This window comes from Variovorax boronicumulans (assembly GCF_019352895.1).
In the GTDB taxonomy this organism is placed as follows: domain Bacteria; phylum Pseudomonadota; class Gammaproteobacteria; order Burkholderiales; family Burkholderiaceae_C; genus Variovorax; species Variovorax boronicumulans_A.
Genome location: NZ_JAAAFX010000009.1, coordinates 1,147,706 through 1,167,794 on the forward strand (window position 1 = coordinate 1,147,706; position 20,089 = coordinate 1,167,794).

Genomic DNA, 20,089 nt, shown 5'->3' on the forward strand with positions numbered 1-20,089 from the left:
TGGGTCACGCGACAGCGTGCTGGAAAACCGAGATCACAAGGCCTCGGCCTGGGTGTCCGCAGCCAGCCGCTGCGCGGGCTTGCGCCCGAACAGCCAGAACATCGCGGGCGTGAGGAAGGTGTCGAGCAGCGTCGCACCGACCAGCCCCGAGAAGATCACCACCGCCACCGGATGCAGCACCTCGGTGCCCGGGCGCTCGGCCTCGAACAGCAGCGGCGCGAGCGCGAAGGCCGTGACCAGCGCGGTCATCAGCACCGGCGCCAGCCGCTCGAGCGACCCGCGCACGATCATCGCGGGGCCGAAGACCTCGTCCTCGAAACGCATCAGGTTCACGTAGTGGCTCACCTTGAGGATGCCGTTGCGCACCGAGATGCCCGCCAGCGTGATGAAGCCCACCAGCGCCGCCACCGACAGCGGCTGGCCCGACAGCCACAGCCCCACCACCGCGCCCACCAGGGCCAGCGGAATGTTGACCATGATCAGCGCGGCCAGCACGGCCGAGCGGTAGCGGCCGTAGAGCACGACGAACATCAGCGCCAGCGACACGATCGACAGCAGGCCGACGCGGCGCGACGCCTCTTCCTGCGCCTGGAACTGGCCACCCAGCGTGATGAAGTAGCCCTCTGGCAGGCGCGCCTGCGCGACCGCGGCGCGGATGTCCGCCACCACCTCCGACAGCGCGCGGCCCTGCGCATTGGCCGACAGCACGATGCGCCGGCGGCCATCGTCGCGGCTGATCTGGTTGGGGCCGTCGCCGTCCTCGATGGCCGCGATCTTCGACAGCGGGATGCGCCCGCTGGGCGTCTCGATCAGGATCCGGCCCAGGCCCTCGATCGAGCGTGCGTCCTCGGGCAGCCGCACCACCAGCGCGAAGCGGCGTCCGCCCTCGACGATCTGCGCCACCTTCTCGCCCTCGACCATGGCCTGCAGCGTGGTCAGCACCTGCGGCACCGGCACGCCGTACTGCGCGGCCGCCGGGTAGTCGATGCGCACCTTGATCTGCGGCGCCAGCACCTGCTTCTCGATCTCGAGGTCGGCCACGCCCGGAATGGCCGCGAGCCGCGCGCGCAGCGCATCGGCCTGGCCGCGTAGCACGTCGAGGTCCTCGCCGAAGACCTTGATCGCGATCTGCGAGCGCACGCCCGAGAGCATGTGGTCGATGCGGTGCGAGATCGGCTGGCCGATCGACACCGCGGCCGGCAGGTTGGCCAGCCGCGCGCGGATGTCGGCCGCGATCTCGGCCATCGGCCGCTCCAGCCTGGCGGTGGGCAGCAGGCCCACGTCGAGCTCGCTCACATGCACGCCCTCGGCGTGTTCGTCGAGTTCGGCACGGCCGCTGCGCCGGCCCACGTGCGTCACCTCGGGCACCTGGCCCACCAGCACCTCGGCCTGCCGCGCGAGCGCCGCGCTCTCGGCCAGCGTCACGCCCGGGTTGAGCCGCAGGCCGACCAGGAAGGTGCCTTCATTGAAGGGTGGCAGGAAGGTGGTCGGGAAGAAGGGAACGGCCGCGCCCGCTGCCAACACGGCCAGGGCCGCGCCCCACAGCAGCGCCTTGGGCCGGGCCAGTGCGCGCTCGAGTCCGCCGCGGTAGCGTGTCTTGAGCCAGGCCAGCACGCGCGTGTCGCCATGGTCGAGCGTCTTCATGCGCGGCAGCAGCCAGGAACTGAGCACCGGCGTGACCGTGACCGAGACCAACAGCGAGGCCAGCGTCGACACGATGAAGGCGATGCCCAGCGGGATGAAGAGCTTGCCCTCCAGCCCCGGCAGCGCGAACAGCGGCACGAACACCAGCACGATGATCACGGTGGCGTAGAGGATGCCCGAGCGCACCTCCATCGAGGCCTTGGCCACCAGGGCCAGCAGGCCCATGCGCTCGGCTTCGGGCTTGCGCCGGTCTTCCTTGAGGCGCCGCAGGATGTTCTCAACGTCGACCACCGCATCGTCGACCAGCCCGCCGATCGCGATCGCCAGGCCGCCCAGGGTCATGGTGTTGATCGACAGCCCGAAGTAGCGGAACACCAGCGCCGTGACCAGGATCGAGACCGGGATGGCGGTGAGCGCGATCACCGTCGGGCGCAGGCTGCCGAGGAAGAAGAACAGGATCGCCGCGACGAAGACCGAGGCGCCGATCAGCTTGCCCTGCAGCGTCGAGATCGAGGCCTCGATGAAGGTGGCCTGGCGGAAGGTCACCTGCGGGGCTTCCATGCCCGCGGGCAGCGAGGTCTTGAGGCCGGCCAGGGCCTCCTCGATCGCACGCGTGAGGCCGATGGTGTCGGCCGTCGGCTGCTTCTGGATGCCCAGGATCACGGCCGGCTTGCCCTCGAAGCCCGCGTCGCCGCGCTTGAGGGCCGCGGCGAAGCTCACCTCGGCCACCTGGCGCAGCAGCACCGGACGGCCGTCGCGCGCGGTGAGCGCGAGGCTGCGCAGGTCGTCGAGCTTGGAGCTGCGGCCCAGGTGGCGGATCAGGTACTCGCGGCCGTTGAGTTCGAGGAAACCGCCCGAGGTGTTGGCCGAGTAGCCGCGCAATGCTTCTTCCAGCTGCGCGTGCGTGATGCCGAGCGCGCGCATGCGCACCGTGTCAGGCTGCACCTGGAACTGCCGCACCTCGCCGCCGATCGGGATCACCTGCGCCACGCCCTGCACCGCGAGCAGCCGCGGCCGCAAGACCCAGTCCGCGTACTCACGCACCGCCATCGGCGAAATCTTCGCTGTGTCGACCGGAATCGCGATCTGCATGATCTCGCCCATGATCGAGCTGATCGGTCCCATGCGCGGCACCACGCCGGTGGGCAACCCCTCCTCCATCGACGACAGCCGCTCCGACACCAGCTGCCGCGCGCGGAAGATGTCGGTGCCCCAGTCGAAGGTCACGTAGAGGAAGGACAGCCCCGCCGACGAGACCGAGCGCACCGACTCCACGCCCGGCAGGCCGTTCATGGTCGTCTCCAGCGGGAAGGTGATCAGTTGCTCGACCTCCTCCGCCGCCATGCCGCCGGCCTCGGTCATCAGGGTGACGGTCGGCTTGTTGAGGTCGGGGAACACGTCCACCGGCGTGCGCGACAGCGTGAACGCGCCATAGCCCATCAGCACCACGCTGACGATCAGAACCAGCAGCCTGTTGCGCAGGCTGTTCTCGAGTAGCCACTTGAACATCGGTGGCCTCTCAGCGGATCTGGTTGAGCAGGGTCGCGCCCTGCGTGACCACACGCTCGCCTGCATGCAGGCCCGAGGTCACGGCCACGTTGGCGCCGTCGAGCGCCTCGTGCACCACCACGCGCGGCGCGAAACGCTCGGGCGCGGTCTTGACCCAGACGATGGTCTCGTTGGCGGCGTTCTTCATCAGCGATGCGGCCGGCACGGCCGCGCCGTGCACGCGCTCGCGGGTCTGCACCACGACCTTGACCGGCTGGCCGATGGACAAGGCCGCGAAGGCCGTGCCCTGGGCCGCGAAGCTCAGCGGCAGCGCCTGGTCGCGCAGCGCGCGCGAGGCACCGACGAAGCGCAGCGGCAGCCGTTCCTTGCCCTGCGCCACGAAGGCGCTCTCGATCCGCGCGGGCAGCGCGCCGTCGAAGGCCAGGGCCTCGACACGCAGCCGCAGCGGATCGACGATCTCGAACACCAGCTCGCGCGCATCGACCACCTGGCCCAGCACCGCGTTCACCGAAGCCACCACGCCCGTGACCGGCGCGACCAGCGTGTCGCGCGTGTCGAGGCCGGCACCGAGCGCGGCGACGCGCGCGTCGAGCGATGCGACCTCGCTCTCGACCGCCTCGATGTCCTTGCGCGGCACCGTGTCGGCCAGCTCGCGCAGCCGCGCCAAGCGCTTGTGGGCCAGTGCGCGGCTGGCGCGCAGCTCGGCCACCTGCGACAACTGGTTCGATCGGTCGAGCGGATCGCTCGACGGCAGGACGATGGCCAGCACCTCGCCCTTCTTCACGGCCTGGCCGGGTGCGGGCAGCCCGCGCGGCCCCGCTTCGATCCGGCCCGCACGCAGCGCCTGCACGCGACCGCCCGCGTTGGGGTCCATCGCCACGGTGCCGTTGAGCTCGACGGTGCGCGGCAGTTCGCCCTCGGCGAGTGCGAGCGTGCGCAGGCCGATCTGCCGCTGCGAGGGCTTGGGCAGGAAGACGCTGCCATCGGGCTTGCGCTGCGGCCCGTTCGGGTTGGCGGCGGCGGGCGCCTCGCCGTGGTCGTGGCCGGCATCGGCGCGGGCCGGTGCGGCGGCGAGCAGCGAGAGGGCCAGCAGGCTGGCGCAGAGGATGGAGTGGCGCGCGTTCATGCGGCGGCTCCCGAACGCAGCGCACGGCGCGTGCCGAAGGCAAGCAGCGCGAGCACGGCTGCGCCGCCGGCGCCCCACAGCAGCAGCGTCTTCGTGCTGCGGCCGCCATGCGACTCTTCGGCGTGCGCGTGCGCCTCGGCTTCGAGCGCGCCTTCGAGCTCTGCCGACGCGGCAGCCGTCACGACCTTCACGCGCACGGGCACCGGCCCGTGGTCCGGCGCCGCATCGAGCGTGACTTCGAATTCGCCTGCGCCATGCGCGCTGGCCGGCAGCATGCGACCGCCTACCGCGACTTCCAGCGTGGCGCCTTCGACCGGCCGGTTGTCGACCGCGTGGTCGAGGTACAGCGTGAGCAGCTTGCCGCTGAGCACGCCGACCAGCTCGAAGTCGGCCGAGGTGGCGGTGAAGCGTCCGGGCGTGGCGTCGGCTTCAGGTGCGGCAGCGGGCGTGGACGCGGCGGTCTCGTCGTGGTCATGGCCTTCATGGGCCAGGCTCAGGACGGGCAAGGAGAACAGGAAAGCCAGCGCGAGACGCAGGCCCCGGCGCAAGAAAAAGCGATTCATGAAGATGTCCAGCAGATGCATCGAAGAGAAAAGGAAGGAGGAGCGCGTCATTCGGGCAGCAGGCCCAGGGCCTGGCGCCATTGCGAGACGGCCTGGGCCAGCGCCACATGGGCGGCGGCGCTCTGCTGCTCGGCCTCGAAGACCTCGAGCGCCACGCGCAGCCGGTTGGGCAGGTCGGTCTCGCCCAGCCGGAAAGACTTCTCGTAGAAGCCCAGGGTCTCGCGCGACAGCACGGCGCGTCGGTCGGCCGCATCGCGTGCGAGCCCCGCCAACGTCACCTGCTGCTGCGCCGACGCGATCTCGCCCACGACGCGCTCGCGTTCGAGCGCGAGCTGGATCTCGGCCTCGGTCTGTTCGGCCGATGCGGCACCGAGCCGCGCCGCATGGCGGTCGGACGAGCCGAAGGGAATGCGCAGGCCCACGGTCAGCGACTGGCCGTAGGCCTCGCCGGTGCCGCCGCGTTCGCGCGAGGTCGCGAGCGTGAGCTCGGGGTTGGCGCGCGTCTGCACGCCGGCCAGCTCGCGCGCATGCCGCGCCACTTCGGCCTTGGCCGCGAGTTCGCGCAGCACGGGATGCGCGGCCAGCGCCGCTTCGGTGTCGCGCTGCGGCAGGGGCTCGGGCGCTTCCGAGAGCGTGGGCACGGGCGTGCCGGTCAGTGCACGCAGCACCTGCGCGGCCCGCGCACGCGTCGAACGCGCCTGCGCGATCTCGGCTTCTGCGGTGGCGCGAAGGCCGTCGGCCTGGTGCTGGTCGGCCCGCGCCAGGTCGCCCGCGCGCACGCGCTTCGCCACGTCGTCGGCCAGTTGGCCGGCCTGGGCCAGACGGGCCTGCACCACGTTCAAGGTCTGGTCGGCGGCATGCACGGCCCACCAGGCCTCGCGCACCGCGGCGACCGCGCGCCACTGGGCGGCATCGAGCCGGCTGTCGACCGCGCGCTGCTCGGACTCGGCCAGCGCCCGCGTGCGCTCGCGCTCGCCCGGCAGCCACAGCGGCGCCGCAATGCCGGCCACGACCTCGCGTTCACCGCGGTTCGACTGCGCGCGATCGGACTTGAAGGAGAGTTCCAGCGACGCCGGCTCGGGCGTCCAGTGTCCGGCTGCGCGCAACTGGGCCTGCGCGGCCTGCCGGCGCTCGGGCGCCGCGACGGACTCGGGCAGGCGGGCCAGCGCGGCATCGACCGCCTGGCGCAAGCTCAGCGGCGGTGACGCGGCCATCTGGGCGGGCGGCACGGTCACGGGCGCCGGTGGCGCCGCGGCATGCAGGGACAGGGGCGTGGCGGCCAGGGCCGGCACGCAGAGGGAAAGAGCAAGGGCCGGCCAGCGGCGCCTCGCACCCCGGACGATCCAGGGCGTGGTGTTCATGATCAACCTCGTTGGTTGCGAGCAATCGCTCGCGAATCGAAACCAACCGACGAGGAGACGTGTACTGCCTCAGCAGAACGCAGTGGAATTGAATCCGCCTCGCCGGAAACTCAGAACGCGTGAAGGAACCGTCGCGAGCGCCCCGAGCCTGCATTGAGGAGCGGAGCCGCACTTGCGTGCGGTGAGCACCGCCGATGCGGGATCGGGGTGCGCAGCAGGTTCATTCACACGTTCTCAGGCGAGGACGAGAGTGGGTGGCCGCAGGGGATGGTCGGGCACGCGGTCCGGCACGTAGGGCTGTTCGCCGATACGGACCGGGTCGCCCGCCAGCGCGGCGGAGCGCCAGCTGCCGATGCTCAAGGCCGCGGGCGTGCCGTGGCAGGTGGCGCAGTCGGGGTGGTAGGCGGCCTGCGGGCTGTCGGCGTCGGCGTCGGCGTCGGCGGAAGCCTTGCCGGCTTTTTCCGCCGTGGTGTGGCGGTGCTCGTGGTGGCCGAAGTGCCGCACGTCGTTGCCGCGTTCGTGCGCGCAGACGGTGCCCGCCGCCGCCCAGAAGGACTGGAGCGAAAGGACACACATCACGAACAGGAGCACGGCACGGCGCATGGCGGCGGAGTCTATCGAAGGGGCAATGGCCCCTGGCCTTGTGGGCCTGCATCGGTGGGCTGCGGCGCTGCGTCGGCCACCTCGATGCACTGCCAGCCGCCCAGCACGACCTCGCGCGTCGGCCAGTCCGCGGCCCGCTCGGCCACGCGCAGGCCTTGCTGCAACAGCCACACCGCGCGGATCACGCCCGCGTGCGTGACCCACAGCGCATCGCGCTTCGAGCGCAGCCAGTCGTCCCAGGCCGCGCCCACGCGCCGCATGAACTGGCGTGTGCTCTCGCCGCTGCCGCCCGCGCGTGCATCGGCGAAATCGTGCATCCAGGCGTCGATGTCGGCGCGCGCAATGGCGCTCCACGGCCGCGTTTCCCAATCGCCGAAACTCATCTCGGCCAGGCGCAGGTCGGTTTCGAAGCGGCCTTGCGCCGGGCGCAAGGCCTCGATGGCCGAAGCCAACGCCCGGCAGCGCTGCAAGGGCGAACAGTGCAGCGCGATGCCGTCGGGCAGGTGCGCCGCGATGGCCTGTGCGGCCGCCAGCGTCGGCTCGGCATGCGCCGCCAGGTCGCTCGCGCCATAGCAGAGGCCGGGCTCGGCCACGACCGGTGCATGGCGCAGCAGCCAGAGCTTCACAGCCGGGCCGCCAGCGCGAGGTAGATCGCGAGTTCGGCGAGCTGCTGGGTCGCGCCCAGGCCGTCGCCGGTGAAGCCGCCCAGGCGGCGCCGCAGCAGCCGGACCATGAACAGCGCGACCAGCGCGGCAGCGACCAGGGCCGCCGCGCCATTCAGTCCGCCGACCACGCACAACAAGGCGGCCGCCGGCAGCGACCACAGCACCGCGATGCCCACCGAGGCGCCGCTCACCGCATCGGCCAGCGGCTTGGCCTTGCCGCCCTCCCCGCCGACATAGGGCGCCGCGCGCATCACGGCCAACGGCGCGAGCCGCGACAGCACATGCGCGGCCAGCACCACAGCACAGGCCGTCAGTGCGCCCTGCCCCGCCAGCGTCGCGAGCAGCGTGAACTTCAGGCCCAGTGCCAGCACCAGTGCGATCGCACCGAAGGCACCGATGCGCGAGTCCTTCATGATCTCCAGCGCGCGCTCGCGCGAGGCCGACCCGCCCAGGCCATCGACCACGTCGGCCAGGCCGTCTTCATGGAAGGCGCCGGTCACCAGCACCGTGACGACGGTGCACAGCACCGCGGCCACCATCGGCGGCCACAGCGCGAGCCCGCCGGCCAACGCCAGCGCGCCGATCAGCCCCACCACCCATCCCACCGCCGGAAAGTGCGCCGCGCTGGCGCGCAGCATCGCCGGGCTGTAGCCCACCCACTGCGCGAGCCGGCCGGTGACCGGGATGCGGGTGAAGAACTGCAGGGCCAGCAGGAAGTGGCGAAGGCCGTTCACTCGGCACCCTGTCGCGACACATGGGCGGACTCGAAGCTCGCCATCTCGCGCAGGATCAGGCAGGCCGATTCCAGCAATGGCCACGCCAGCGCCGCACCCGAGCCTTCGCCCAGACGAAGCTCCAGCTGCAGCAGCGGATCGAGCCCCAGGTGCGCGAGCAGCAAGGCATGGCCGGGCTCGGCCGAGACATGCGCCGCCACGCAACGCTGCACCACGTTCGGCCGCAGCGCCTGCGCCACCAGCACCGCGGCGCTGGCGATGAAGCCGTCGAGCACGATCACGCGGCGCTCTTCGGCCGCCTGCAGCACCGCGCCGACCAGCGTCGCGAGTTCAAAGCCGCCGAAGGCGGCCAGCGCGTCGAGCGGCGCGATGGCATGGGCATGCAGCGCCAGCACCTCGCGCAGCACCTGCGCCTTGCGGGCGCGGCCGTCGGCATCGAGGCCGGTGCCGGCGCCGGTGCAGGCCTCGATGTCGTGGCCGACCAGGCGCGCCAGCAGCATCGCCGCGGTCGAGCTGTTGCCGATGCCCATCTCGCCCAGCAGCAGCGCGTTGCCCGGCAGCTCGCGCACGATGGCGCGGCCGTTGGCGATGGCCTCGGCGCATTGCGCGGCGCTCATGGCCGGGCCGGTCGAGGCGTCGGCGGTGCCGGGCGCGATCTTGCGCAGCAGCAGCCCGTCGCGCGGCGCGAAGTCGCGGCGCACGCCGCAGTCGACCACCGTCAGCGCCAGGCCGTGCTGGCGTGCGAGCACGCTCACGGCCGCGCCGCCGGCCAGGAAGTTCTCGACCATCTGCCAGGTCACGTCGCTGGGATAGGCCGACACGCCGCGCGCCGCGAGGCCGTGGTCGGCCGCGCACACCAGCATCTGCGGCTGCGCCAGCGCGGGCGACTCGCTGCCCAGGATGGCGCCGATGCGCAATGCCAGCGCCTCGAGCTTGCCCAGCGCGCCCAGCGGCTTGGTCTTGTTGTCGATCAGGTGCTGCAGGCGCGCGGCCAGCGGCGCATCGTGCAGGTCTGGAATGGTGGGAAGGGTCGTCATGGGATCACTCGATCAGGGAAGACAGCACACCGGGTGCGAAATGCGCGTCGATGAAATCGGCGAGGCCGTCGAACACGGCGTCGAGCGTGGGGGCGGTGGCACCGAACAGCGCCTGCAGCGCCGCCGGGTCCTCGAACAGGCCGTGCAGGTAGAGGCCCAGCACGTTGCCGGCCTCGTTCTGCCAGGCCAGGCCGTCGGGCATGGCGGCATGCGCATGCTCGCCGGCCGCGGCCATCGCGGGATGGGCCTCGGTCTGGCCATGGTGGATTTCATAGCCGCGCACGGTCACGCCCGAGAGCGCCGACCAGGCGCCCGTCAGCGGGCCGAAGCGGGCTTCGCGCTGGCGCACGGTCTTGTCGGGCGCGAACACCGTGACCAGCGGCAGCAGGCCGAGACCGGGTGCATTGCCGTCGATGCCGTGCGGGTCGATCAGCGCCTCGCCCAGCATCTGCAGGCCGCCGCAGACGCCGAGCACACGACCGCCGCGCGCCGCATGCGCGGCCACGGCGCGGTCCAGGCCCTGCGCGCGCAGCCAGGCCAGGTCGCCGCTGGTGTGCTTCGAACCCGGCAGCACGATCCAGTCGGCATCGGCCAGGTCGGCCGGGCTGCGCACCCAGCGCAGGCGCACGCCGGGCACGTTCTTGAGCGGCTGGAACTCGTCGAGGTTGCTGAGGCGCGGATAGGCGATCACCGCGACGGTGCAGTGCACCTCGCCCCTGGCGGTACTGCGGTCGTCGAACACGCCGTCTTCCTCGGGCAGGCCGTGCTGCCACCACATCGGCAGCGTGGCCACGGTCGGCACGCCAGTCAGCTGCTGCAAGGTCTCGGGCGCCGGGGACAGCAAGGTGGCATCGCCGCGAAAGCGGTTGAGCACGAAGCCCGCCAGCAAGGCACGGTCGGCCTCGGGCATCAGGGCCCAGGTGCCGTAGAGGTGGGCGAAGGCGCCGCCGCGGTCGATGTCGGTCACGAGCAGGCAACGCGCCTGTGCATGGCGCGCCACGCGCAGGTTCACGATGTCGCTGGCCATCAGGTTGATCTCGGCGGGCGAGCCCGCGCCTTCGATCACCACCACGTCGTTCTCGGCCCGCAAGGCGTCGAGCGACTGCGCGATCTGCGGCCAGACCCGTTCACTGCGGCCGCGCCAAGGCAAGGCCGTGAGTTCGGCGCTGACCTGCCCCAGCAGCACCACCTGGCTGTGGGTGTCGCGCTCGGGCTTGAGCAGCAGCGGGTTCATGCGCACATCGGGCACGGCGCGCGCGGCCAGGGCCTGGAAGTACTGGGCGCTGCCGATTTCGCCGCCCCGATTTTCCGCCGGGCCGCCCCAAGGAAAATCAGCCCCCTCGGGGGGCAGCGCAGTACGCGCAGCGACCAGCGTGGGGGCAAGATCTTTCGCCGGGCCGCCCCAAGGAAGATCAGCCCCCCCGGGGGGCAGCGCAGTACGCGCAGCGACCAGCGTGGGGGCCATCGGGGCCACCACCCGGGCGTTGTTGCTCATGTTCTGCGCCTTGAAGGGCGCCACCTTGAGGCCCTGGCGCGCATACCAGCGGCACAGCGCCGTGGTGAGCCAGCTCTTGCCCGCGCCGCTGGTGGTGCCGAGCACCATCACGCAGCGGGCGCCCGTTTGCTCGCGCGCCTCTGCGCCCGTGTCCCGTTGATTCATCCCCGCATTGTCGTGGAGGACGCCGTGGGGGCGCGGCCGCCTACATCAAACTGGGCCTGCGGTTCACAGCGGGCCGGCGCGGCCTGGGACGCGTCCCATGCCCTGCCCCGGCTACCTTTGGACATCAAGATTTCGGGCCTTCTCATCGATGCCGACCCCATGCGACATGGCGCTCACCGTGCAGGAGCGCGAACCGGGCCTTTTTCAATGGGTGCTGCTCGAAGCATCGGAGGGCTCCGCCTCCGACGCACTGCACTACCGGATCTGGCGCGTGGCGCCAGCCCTGCAGTCGAGCTATTCCAGCGCGCTGGCGCTCGGCGTGGCCGAGCTCAGGCGCATCGTGGCTGCCGCCGATGCGGCGGCCTGAGGCGCTTCCCAGCCGCCGCCCAGCGCGCGGATCAGGCCCACGGTGGCCTGGTACTGCGCCGACCTGACCTGCAGCGCCTGCCGCCGGTTGCGCAGTTCGCTGCGTCGCGCGTCCAGCAGGTCGAGTTGGCTCACCAGCCCGTTTCGGTAGCGCGAGTCCGACAGCGTGGTCGCGCGCTGCGCCGAGGTCACGGCCCGGCCCTGCACCGTCGACTGTGCGTCGAGCAGGCGCAAGGAGGCCAGCTGGTCCTCCACTTCGCGGAAGGCCGTCAGCACCTCGGTGCGGTAGCTGGCCAGCGCCCCATCGAGTTGGGCAGAGGCACTCTGCACGCCGGCCTCGCGCCGGCCGCCGTCGAGGATCGGCAGCGACAACAGCGCGCCGATGCCCCATGAGCGGGCCGACCACTTGAACAGGTCGCCCAGGTCGCTCGAGGCATAGCCGCCACCGCCGGTCAGCGCGATGTTGGGGAACCAGGCGTTCTGTGCCACGCCCACGCGCGCCTGCGCCGCCATCACGGTGCGCTGGGCCGCGGCCACGTCGGGCCGGCGCTCGAGCACGGTCGACGGCAGGCCGGCCGGGATGCTGGGCAGCGCGCTGGTCCAGGCGGCCGGCGGCAGGCTGAAGTCGGAAGCGACCTCGCCCAGCAGCACCGCGAGCGCATGCTCGGCCACCGCGCGCTGGCGGTCGAGCGCCAGCGCATCGGATTCGGTGGATGCGAGTTCGGTCTGCACCCGGGCCACGTCGAGCTCGGCCAGGTCGCCCGCGCGTTCGCGGCGCTCGGTCAGGTCCAGCGTGCCGCGGTAGGCCTCGACGGTCTCGCGCACCAGCGTGCGCTCGTCGTCGATGGCGCGCAGCGCGAGGTAGCTCTGTGCCACCTCGGCCTGCACCAGCAGCTTGGCGCTCTGCAGCAGCGCTTCGCGCGATTGCGCATCCAGCGCGGCTGCGTTGCTGGCGCCCGACAGCTTGCCGAACAGGTCGAGCTCGTAGGACACGCTGGCGCCCGCATTGAGCAGCGTCGAGGGACGGTTGCTCTGGTTGCGGTCCAGGCCCTGCGCGCGACTCGCGCCGCCGTTCAGGCCGACCTGCACCGAGCGGTCGGCATCGACCGTGCGGGCCAGGGCGCGGGCCTCGGCCAGCCGGGCCGCGGCCTGCTGGATGCTGGTGTTGCGGGCCGCCGCGCGGTCGACCAGTTCGTCGAGCACCGGGTCGTTGAAGACCCGCCACCAGGCGCCGTTGACCTGGGCCGGTGCGCCGGCGCGGGTGAGCGCGGCCTGCTCCTTGAACTGCACCGGCGCCACGGTGGCGGGCGCCTGCACGGCGGTCGAGGCGCAGCCGGCCAGCACCAGGGCCGCGACCAGCGGCAGCCAGGCGGCGCGCAGCGCCCGGGTCCCGGATGAGAGAGATGAGCTTCTTGTCATGATGAAGATTCCTGTTTCCTGTGAGGAGCCGCGGCTCACTCGTAGGGATGGCGCGGCGCCGAGGGCTGCGGGTGCAGCGCACCGCCGCCACCGGCGTGGGACACCGAGAGGTCGCCGGCCGGCGCGAAGGCTTCGACGTCGTGCGGCACTTCGCCGTGCTGCTTGAGCGGCTTGTTGCCCGCCAGGCGGCGCACCACCACATAGAACACCGGCGTGAGGAACAGGCCGAAGGCCGTCACACCGATCATCCCGGCGAACACCGCGACGCCCATCGCGCTGCGCATCTCGGCGCCGGCACCGGTGGAGAGCACCAGCGGCAGCACACCCATCACGAAGGCCAGCGAGGTCATCAGGATCGGGCGCAGCCGCAGGCGGCTGGCCTCGATCGCGGCCTGGATCGGCGTGCGCCCGGCGAACTCGAGCTCGCGCGCGAACTCCACGATCAGGATCGCGTTCTTCGCACTCAGCCCCACCAGCACGATCAGCCCGATCTGCGTGAAGACGTTGTTGTCACCCCCCGATATCCATACGCCGGTCATCGCGGCCAGGATGCCCATGGGCACGATCAGGATGATCGCGATCGGCAAGGTCAGGCTCTCGTACTGCGCGGCCAGCACCAGGAACACCAGCAGGATCGCCAGCGGGAACACCAGGAAGGCGGAGTTGCCGGCCAGGATTTCCTGGTACGTGAGCTCGGTCCACTCGAAGCTGATGCCCTTGGGCAGCGTCTCGGCGGCGATGCGCTTGATCGCGTCCTGCGCCTGGCCCGACGAATAGCCGGGAGCCGGGCCGCCGTTGATGTCGGCCGCGAGGTAGCCGTTGTAGCGCATGGCGCGTTCCGGGCCGAAGGTCGAGTTGACCTTCATCAGCGCCGACAGCGGCACCATCTCGCCGGTGGTCGAGCGCACCTTGAGCAGGCCCACGTCTTCGGCACGGGCGCGGTACGGCGCATCGGCCTGGACGCGCACCGAGTACGTGCGGCCGAACTTGTTGAAGTCGTTCGCGTACAGGCTGCCCAGGTAGATCTGCATGGTGTCGAAGATGTCGGTCACCGGCACGCCGAGCTGGCGCGCCTTGGTGCGGTCGATGTCGGCGTAGAGCTGCGGCACGTTGACCTGCCAGCTGGTGAACATGCCGGCCAGCTCGGGCGTCTGGTAGGCCTTGGCCATGAAGGCCTTGACCGCCGAGTCCATCTGGTCGTAGCCCAGCGAGGCACGGTCCTCGATCTGCATCTTGAAGCCGCCCGTGGTGCCCAGGCCCGCCACCGGTGGCGGCGGGAACATCACGATGAAGGCGTCCTGAATGCTGGCGAAGGCGCCGTTGAGCTGGCCCGCGACCGCGCCGCCGCTCTGGTCGGCCTTCTTGCGTTCGGCAAAGGGCTTGAGCGTGACGAACACCACGCCCGAGTTCGAGCTGTTGGTGAAGCCGTTGATCGACAGGCCCGGGAACGCGATCGCGTCTTCCACGTTCGGGTTCTTCTTGACCAGCTCGCCCATGCGATGGATCACGTCCTCGGTGCGGTCCAGCGTGGCACCGTCGGGCAACTGCGCGAAGCCGATCAGGTACTGCTTGTCCTGCGCCGGCACGAAGCCGCTGGGCACGGCCTTGAACAGGCCGAAGGTCACGCCGATCAGCGCGAGGTAGACCACCAGCATCAGCGCCTTGCGGCCGATCACGTTCTTGACGCCGCCGCTGTAGGCCTCGGAACCGCGATGGAACAGCTTGTTGAAGCCGCGGAACAGCCAGCCGAGGTAGCGGTCCATGAAGCGCGTGAGCGCGTCCTTGGGCTGGTCGTGGCCGCGCAGCAGCAGCGCTGCGAGGGCGGGCGACAGCGTGAGCGAGTTGATCGCCGAGATCACCGTCGAGATCGCGATGGTCACCGCGAACTGCTTGTAGAACTGGCCGGTCAGGCCGCTGATGAAGGCCAGCGGCACGAACACCGCGACCAGCACCAGCGCGATCGCGATGATGGGCCCCGACACCTCGCGCATCGCGCGGTAGGTCGCGTCACGCGGACTCAGGCCGGCCTCGATGTTGCGCTCGACGTTCTCGACCACCACGATCGCATCGTCCACCACGATCCCGATCGCCAGCACCAGTCCGAACAGGCTCAGCGCATTGATCGAGAAGCCCAGCACGTGCAGCATCCCGAAGGTGCCGATCACCGACACCGGCACGGCCAGCAGCGGGATGATCGAGGCGCGCCAGGTCTGCAGGAACAGGATCACCACCAGCACCACCAGCACGATGGCTTCGAGCAGCGTGTGGACTACCGATTCGATCGAGGCGCGCACGAACTGCGTCGGGTCGTAGGCGATGCGGTATTCCACGCCCTCGGGCATGCTCTTGGCGAGGTCGTCCATGGTGGCGCGCACGTCGCGCGAGATGTCCAGCGCGTTCGAGCCGGGCGACTGGAACACGCCCATGCCCACGGCCGGGTCGTTGTTGAGCAGCGAACGCAGCGAGTAGTCGGCCGCGCCCATCTCGAGGCGGCCGATGTCGCGCAGCCGGGTCACGGCGCCGTCGGTGCCGCTCTTGACGATGATGTCGCCGAACTCTTCCTCGCTCTGCAGCCGGCCCTGGGCATTGATCGACAGTTGCATGTCGACGCCCGAGAGGCCCGGCGAAGCGCCGACCACGCCGGCCGCGGCCTGGATGTTCTGGCCGCGGATGCCCGCCACCACGTCGCTGGCCGAGAGGCCGCGCTGCGCCACCTTCTGCGGGTCCAGCCAGACGCGCATCGCGTAGTCGCCGCCGCCGAAGATCTGCACCTGGCCCACGCCCTGGATGCGCGCGAGGCGGTCCTTGACGTTGAGCACCGCGTAGTTGCGCAGGTAGTTGATGTCGTAGCGGTTGTTGGGCGAGACCATGTGCACGACCATGGTCAGGTCGGGCGCGCTCTTGATGGTGGTGATGCCCAGGCGGCGCACCTCCTCCGGCAGGCGCGGCTCGGCCTGCGAGACGCGGTTCTGCACCAGCTGCTGCGCCTTGTCGGGGTCGGTGCCCAGCTTGAAGGTCACGGTCAGCGTCATCACGCCGTCGGTGGTCGCCTGGCTGCCCATGTAGAGCATGCCTTCGACGCCGTTGATCTGTTCCTCGAGCGGCGTCGCCACCGTCTCGGCGATCACCTTCGGGTTCGCGCCCGGGTACTGGGCCCGCACCACCACCGAGGGCGGTGCGACTTCCGGGTACTCGGAGATCGGCAGCGCGCGCATGGCGATCAGGCCGGCAATCAGGATCAGCACCGACAGCACGCCGGCAAAGATCGGCCTGTCGATGAAGAATTTGGAGAGATTCATGATGTTCTTTCTACGAAGCGTCGCGGGCCCGGGCTCAGCCGGCCGCGACCTTGGCGGCCGCCTGGACCTTGGCCTGGGCCGCGTCCATCGGCACCGTGGCCGGTGCCACCAGTGCGCCGGGGCGCACGTGCTGCAGGCCGTTGACGACCACGCGCTCGCCCACCTTGAGGCCGGCGCTCACCACGCGCAGGCCATTGGCCGGCGCGCCCAGCGTCACCTCGCGGTACTCGGTCTTGTTGTCGGCATTGACGACCATCACGAACTTCTTGCTCTGGTCGGTGCCGATGGCACGTTCGCTCACCAGCAGCACGCTGCTGGTGTGGGCCTGGCCCATGCGGATGCGGGCGAACTGGCCGGGGATCAGCGCGCCGTCCTTGTTGTCGAAGGCGGCGCGCACGCGCACCGTGCCGCTGCGGGCGTCGACCTGGTTGTCGATCAGCTGCAGCTTGCCCTCGAAGGGCGTACCGGTGCTCGCGGCCGTGCCCATCTGCACCGGAATCTGCTCGATCGGCATGCGGCCGTTGGAGCCGCCCGCGATGTCCTTGAGCGCCTTGCCCACGATCTGCTCGTCGGCATCGAAGCTCGCGTAGATCGGGCTGACCGAGACCAGCGTGGTCAGCACCGGTGCGCCGGGGCCCGCGGCCACCAGGTTGCCCACCGTGACTTCGAGCTTGCCGATGCGGCCGGACACCGGCGCCCGCACCTGGGTGTAGCCCAGGCTCAGGCGCGCGGTCTGCAGCGCGGCCTGCGCGGCGCGCAGGTTGGCTTCGGCTTCGCGGCCGGCGTTGGTGCGCTCGTCGAGTTCGCGCTGGGCGATGGCCTTCTCGTCCCACAGGCGCTTGGCGCGTTCCTGCTCGCTGCGGCTGAAGGCCGTGCGGGCCTGGGCCGAGGCGACCTGCGCTTCGGCGCGCTCGACCTCGGCCGCGTAGGGCGCGGGGTCGATGGTGATCAGCAGGTCGCCCTTCTTCACCAGCGAGCCTTCCTTGAAATGCACCGACTGCACGGCGCCCGCGACGCGGGAGCGCACGTCGACGCGCTCGACGGCTTCGAGCCGGCCCGAGAACTCGTCCCAGGCCGTGATGTCGGTCTGCACCACGGCGGCGACGGACACCGGCGTGGCTTGCGGTGCGGCCGCGGGCGTGTTGGCTTCGGCCTCGAGCGGGCGCAGGCCGAAGATGGCGGAAACGATGGCCGCGGCCGCGGTCAGCGCGGTGACGGCAGGCCAGACGCCACGGCGGGCGACGGTGGCGAGGGGCTTGGCGGAGGGGGTGGCGAGTGGCTTGGTCATGATGTTTTCCGTCCTCTTGGGATGTTTCTGGAGATGCGAAGCGCCACCCGGCGCGGTACGTCGGGCGACAAAAGGGCTGGCGGCCGGGGTCTCCGGCTGCCGAAATCGGTCAGTGGGGTTCAGTGCCGGCGGCTTGCGTCAGCAAGCACCGGCCAGCGCCTAGTGCGGCGGTTGCGGCGCGACGGGTGCGCGCGTCGCCTCGAAGAAGTCGCGGAACTGCTGCGTCACCGCACCGGCGCCCGGGCATTCGGAGCCCGTCGCGGGGTCGGTCAACGCGTCGGGCCAGCCCTCCGCGCAACTCAGCACCTCGCTCCGCACCGGGATGCCGGCGCCTTCGAGCCGCTTCGCATAGGCCACGGCCTCGTCGCGCATCGGGTCGTTCTTGCCGACCAGCACCAGCGTCGGCGCGAGGTCGGCCAGGCGGCGCGAGGAGCCCGGCACCGCGTACGGATGCTCGGCATCGCGCGGACAGCGCAGGTACTTCTGCCAGCCCTCGGTGTACTTGCAGCCGGTGGCATCGCCCGTGGCCTCGCGCAACGAGGCGGTGCCGGCGCAGGGGTCGAGCATCGGCGACAGCAGCACCTGGCCCGCCAGCGGCGGATGGGCCCGGTCGCGGGCGATCAGCGCCAGCGAGGCCGCCAGGTTGCCACCGGCCTCCTCGCCCGCCAGGTAGACGCGGGCGCCCTTGCCGGCCAGCTTGGTGCGCTGCTTGTAGAGCCACTCCAGCGCCTCGTAGCCCACCTCGATCGCGTCCGGGAAGGGGTGCAGGGGCGCCAGCGGGTAGGCCATCGACACCACGGTCGCGCCCGCGCTCACCAGCATCCGTGCCACGCTGCGGCCATCGTCGAGGTCGCCGCAGACGAAGTTGCCGCCGTGGAAGTGCAGCACCAGCGGACGGTCGGTCTCGGCGGCCGCGCCGCGCTGGCTGCGCACACCGTAGGTGCGGGCCGCCACCGGCTCGCGCCCGGGCAGCTCGATGGTGATGTCGCTTTCGACCGCCTGCAGTGCAGCAGTGGCCGGCAGTTCGGTGGCGCTTGGCGATGAACGGGTGGACATGGTGAACCTGTAGGCGGAGGTGGAAGAACGATGGGATTAAATGTACGGGCCAACGACCTGCTTGAATCAGGCACTTTGCCACCTCACCGTTTCCATCAGAACAACAATGAGGGCTCGTGTGCGTGTGAGAATTCCCTCACGCAGCGGGGGCTGCGGCCCCCTATAAAGACAGAAGAGGAAGTCCAATGGATCAGATCCAGGCCATGCGGGTGTTCTCGCGCGTCGTGGAAACCGGGAGCTTTACGCGCGCGGCCGATTCGCTGGCACTGCCCAAGGGCACGGTCACCAAGCAGATCCAGGCCCTGGAAGCGCGCGTGCGCGTCAAGCTGCTCAACCGCACCACACGCCGTGTCACGGTCACGCCCGACGGCGCCGCCTATTACGAGCGCGCCTCGCGCCTGCTGACCGACCTCGACGACCTCGACGCCAGCATGACCAACGCGCAGGCCAATCCTTCGGGCCGGCTGCGCATCGACGTGGGCTCCTCGACCGCGACGCTGCTGCTGATTCCCGCGCTCGAGAGCTTCTACGCGCTCTACCCCGACATCCAGATCGACATGGGCGTGAGCGACCGGGTGGTGGACCTGCTGACCGACAACGTCGACTGCGTGATCCGCATCGGCGAGATCACCGACCAGTCGCTGGTGGCGCGGCGTATCGGCCAGCTGCCGCTGATCAGCGTGGCCTCGGCCGCCTACGTGCGGCGTTATGGCGCACCGCAGCATCCGCGCGACCTGGAGCGCAACCACCGCGTGGTCAACCACTTCTTCGGCAACACGCGGCGCATGTTCCCGATGGAATTCAACAAGGACGGCGAGCACTTCGAACCGGCCGCGCCCTACAGCCTGGCCGTGAACGAGAACATCGCCCACACCGCAGCCGTGGTGGCCGGCCTGGGCGTGGCGCAGATGTCCACCGTCATCGCGCAGCCCTACCTGGACCGCGGTGAACTGGTGCAGGTGCTGCCGGACTGGACCCGCGATGCGCTGCCGATCTACGTGGTCTACCCGCCCAACCGCCACCTGAGCGCCAAGGTGCGGGCCTTCGTCGACTGGGCCGCCGAGCTGTTCGCCAAGAACCCGCAGATGCAGCGGCCCTGATCCTTCACGGCTTGCACGGCGGCAGTGCGGGTTCGCGTGCGCGCAACGCACGTCGCGGGCCACTCACGCCTGCCCATGCCTCGCGGCCGCTGTGCACCGCGCAATAGTCCAGCGCCTGGCGCAGCGCGGTGTCGACGCTGCGCAGCGAGATGCCCTGGCGGCTGGCGACCTCGTGCCGGCTCAGCTCGTCGATGCGCAACGCGACCAGCACCGCGCGATGGCGACGCGGCAGGCGCGCCAGGGCCCGGTCCACGGCCCTCAGGTCGGCGCGGGCCGCGGCCGTCTGCGCCGGGCCCGGCGTCTGGTCGGCAAAGTCTGCGAGCGCATCGTCCGCATCGCCGACGAATTGCCACGGCCGCTGGCTGCGCATGCGGTCCATCGCGACATTGCAGGCCACGCGGTAGACATAGGCCTCGGGGTTCTGCACGGCGGCACGAACCTCCATCTCGCCCAGCCGCAGCCACGCATCGTGCAGGCACTCGCTGGCCAGCGACGGGCAGCCCAGATGGCGCACCAGCCGGTGCCGCAGTCGCTCGTAATGGGTCACGAGGAAGGCCTGCAGCGCGACGCGGCGCTGCGCTTCGTCCATGGGCTCATTGGCCGCTTCATCGCCCGCGGCTGCCTCCAGGTCGTACAGGATGCTCAATGCCATGACAGTT

General features: G+C 70.9%; 16 protein-coding genes. 2 read left to right on the forward strand and 14 right to left on the reverse strand.

Annotation, left to right across the window (positions count from 1 at the left end; all coding sequences use genetic code 11):
• Window positions 1-33: 33 nt before the first annotated feature.
• From K0H49_RS24500 to K0H49_RS24540, 9 genes are all read right to left on the reverse strand, one after another.
• Complete coding sequence (locus K0H49_RS24500; protein WP_219218171.1) at window positions 34-3,153, reverse strand: efflux RND transporter permease subunit; 3,120 nt, start codon at window positions 3,151-3,153, stop codon at window positions 34-36.
• A 10-nt stretch (window positions 3,154-3,163) separates the two neighbouring features.
• Entirely contained in the window at window positions 3,164-4,279 is a 1,116-nt protein-coding gene (locus tag K0H49_RS24505; protein WP_219218174.1) for an efflux RND transporter periplasmic adaptor subunit, read from the reverse strand.
• A complete protein-coding gene (locus tag K0H49_RS24510) occupies window positions 4,276-4,842 on the reverse strand; it encodes a hypothetical protein (protein WP_219218176.1) in 567 nt (188 codons plus the stop codon). Before K0H49_RS24510 ends, K0H49_RS24505 begins: the two co-directional genes overlap by 4 nt.
• 47 nt (window positions 4,843-4,889) lie before the next feature.
• The gene (locus K0H49_RS24515) at window positions 4,890-6,203 is read right to left on the reverse strand and encodes a TolC family protein (RefSeq protein ID WP_219218178.1); all 1,314 of its coding nucleotides are present in this window, start codon (window positions 6,201-6,203) and stop codon (window positions 4,890-4,892) included.
• A gap of 234 nt (window positions 6,204-6,437) precedes the next feature.
• Complete coding sequence (locus K0H49_RS24520) at window positions 6,438-6,806, reverse strand: hypothetical protein (RefSeq protein ID WP_219218180.1); 369 nt, start codon at window positions 6,804-6,806, stop codon at window positions 6,438-6,440.
• Between the two features lie 11 nt (window positions 6,807-6,817).
• Window positions 6,818-7,432 carry a histidine phosphatase family protein gene (locus K0H49_RS24525; protein WP_219218182.1) on the reverse strand — a complete coding sequence of 205 codons (615 nt, stop codon included), beginning with the start codon at window positions 7,430-7,432 and terminating at the stop codon, window positions 6,818-6,820.
• Complete coding sequence (cobS, locus tag K0H49_RS24530; RefSeq protein WP_219218184.1) at window positions 7,429-8,205, reverse strand: adenosylcobinamide-GDP ribazoletransferase; 777 nt, start codon at window positions 8,203-8,205, stop codon at window positions 7,429-7,431. Before cobS ends, K0H49_RS24525 begins: the two co-directional genes overlap by 4 nt.
• A complete protein-coding gene (gene cobT, locus K0H49_RS24535) occupies window positions 8,202-9,242 on the reverse strand; it encodes a nicotinate-nucleotide--dimethylbenzimidazole phosphoribosyltransferase (RefSeq protein WP_219218187.1) in 1,041 nt (346 codons plus the stop codon). The genes cobS and cobT overlap by 4 nt, the downstream gene beginning before the upstream one ends.
• Before the next feature lie 4 nt (window positions 9,243-9,246).
• Window positions 9,247-10,902: a cobyric acid synthase gene (locus K0H49_RS24540; protein WP_257625111.1), complete on the reverse strand. Its 1,656-nt coding sequence runs from the start codon at window positions 10,900-10,902 to the stop codon at window positions 9,247-9,249.
• 148 nt (window positions 10,903-11,050) lie between these two features.
• Here K0H49_RS24540 and K0H49_RS24545 point away from each other — a divergent pair, with 148 nt between their 5' ends.
• Entirely contained in the window at window positions 11,051-11,269 is a 219-nt protein-coding gene (locus K0H49_RS24545) for a hypothetical protein (protein ID WP_219218189.1), read from the forward strand.
• Here K0H49_RS24545 and K0H49_RS24550 read toward each other — a convergent pair.
• The 4 genes from K0H49_RS24550 to K0H49_RS24565 all read right to left on the reverse strand — a co-directional run bounded on the left by K0H49_RS24550 (window position 11,197) and on the right by K0H49_RS24565 (window position 18,330).
• Window positions 11,197-12,687: an efflux transporter outer membrane subunit gene (locus K0H49_RS24550; RefSeq protein WP_219218191.1), complete on the reverse strand. Its 1,491-nt coding sequence runs from the start codon at window positions 12,685-12,687 to the stop codon at window positions 11,197-11,199. The genes K0H49_RS24545 and K0H49_RS24550 overlap by 73 nt on opposite strands.
• A 35-nt stretch (window positions 12,688-12,722) precedes the next feature.
• Window positions 12,723-15,986, reverse strand: coding sequence for an efflux RND transporter permease subunit (locus K0H49_RS24555; RefSeq protein ID WP_219218193.1), 3,264 nt, complete (start codon window positions 15,984-15,986; stop codon window positions 12,723-12,725).
• A gap of 34 nt (window positions 15,987-16,020) precedes the next feature.
• Window positions 16,021-17,274, reverse strand: a complete 1,254-nt coding sequence (locus K0H49_RS24560) for an efflux RND transporter periplasmic adaptor subunit (protein ID WP_219218195.1) — start codon at window positions 17,272-17,274, stop codon at window positions 16,021-16,023.
• A gap of 159 nt (window positions 17,275-17,433) precedes the next feature.
• Window positions 17,434-18,330: an alpha/beta hydrolase gene (locus K0H49_RS24565; protein WP_219218197.1), complete on the reverse strand. Its 897-nt coding sequence runs from the start codon at window positions 18,328-18,330 to the stop codon at window positions 17,434-17,436.
• 185 nt (window positions 18,331-18,515) lie between these two features.
• Between K0H49_RS24565 and K0H49_RS24570 the strand changes: the two genes are divergently transcribed.
• Window positions 18,516-19,430 carry a LysR family transcriptional regulator gene (locus K0H49_RS24570; protein WP_219218200.1) on the forward strand — a complete coding sequence of 305 codons (915 nt, stop codon included), beginning with the start codon at window positions 18,516-18,518 and terminating at the stop codon, window positions 19,428-19,430.
• A gap of 4 nt (window positions 19,431-19,434) precedes the next feature.
• On the opposite strand, the gene K0H49_RS24575 is transcribed toward K0H49_RS24570, so the two are convergent.
• Window positions 19,435-20,082, reverse strand: a complete 648-nt coding sequence (locus K0H49_RS24575) for an RNA polymerase sigma factor (RefSeq protein ID WP_219218201.1) — start codon at window positions 20,080-20,082, stop codon at window positions 19,435-19,437.
• Between the last annotated feature and the right edge of the window lie 7 nt (window positions 20,083-20,089).

Excerpts from the sequence above, each read along its gene's own strand:
- K0H49_RS24555 (WP_219218193.1), bottom strand. The coding sequence starts at position 15,986 with ATGAATCTCTCCAAATTCTTCATCGACAGGCCGATCTTTGCCGGCGTG.
- K0H49_RS24515 (WP_219218178.1), bottom strand. The coding sequence starts at position 6,203 with ATGAACACCACGCCCTGGATCGTCCGGGGTGCGAGGCGCCGCTGGCCG.
- K0H49_RS24505 (WP_219218174.1), bottom strand. The coding sequence starts at position 4,279 with ATGAACGCGCGCCACTCCATCCTCTGCGCCAGCCTGCTGGCCCTCTCG.
- K0H49_RS24545 (WP_219218189.1), top strand. The coding sequence starts at position 11,051 with ATGCCGACCCCATGCGACATGGCGCTCACCGTGCAGGAGCGCGAACCG.
- K0H49_RS24550 (WP_219218191.1), bottom strand. The coding sequence starts at position 12,687 with ATGACAAGAAGCTCATCTCTCTCATCCGGGACCCGGGCGCTGCGCGCC.
- K0H49_RS24500 (WP_219218171.1), bottom strand. The coding sequence starts at position 3,153 with ATGTTCAAGTGGCTACTCGAGAACAGCCTGCGCAACAGGCTGCTGGTT.
- K0H49_RS24540 (WP_257625111.1), bottom strand. The coding sequence starts at position 10,902 with ATGAATCAACGGGACACGGGCGCAGAGGCGCGCGAGCAAACGGGCGCC.
- K0H49_RS24510 (WP_219218176.1), bottom strand. The coding sequence starts at position 4,842 with ATGAATCGCTTTTTCTTGCGCCGGGGCCTGCGTCTCGCGCTGGCTTTC.
- K0H49_RS24560 (WP_219218195.1), bottom strand. The coding sequence starts at position 17,274 with ATGACCAAGCCACTCGCCACCCCCTCCGCCAAGCCCCTCGCCACCGTC.
- cobT (WP_219218187.1), bottom strand. The coding sequence starts at position 9,242 with ATGACGACCCTTCCCACCATTCCAGACCTGCACGATGCGCCGCTGGCC.
- K0H49_RS24520 (WP_219218180.1), bottom strand. The coding sequence starts at position 6,806 with ATGCGCCGTGCCGTGCTCCTGTTCGTGATGTGTGTCCTTTCGCTCCAG.
- K0H49_RS24565 (WP_219218197.1), bottom strand. The coding sequence starts at position 18,330 with ATGTCCACCCGTTCATCGCCAAGCGCCACCGAACTGCCGGCCACTGCT.
- K0H49_RS24570 (WP_219218200.1), top strand. The coding sequence starts at position 18,516 with ATGGATCAGATCCAGGCCATGCGGGTGTTCTCGCGCGTCGTGGAAACC.
- K0H49_RS24575 (WP_219218201.1), bottom strand. The coding sequence starts at position 20,082 with ATGGCATTGAGCATCCTGTACGACCTGGAGGCAGCCGCGGGCGATGAA.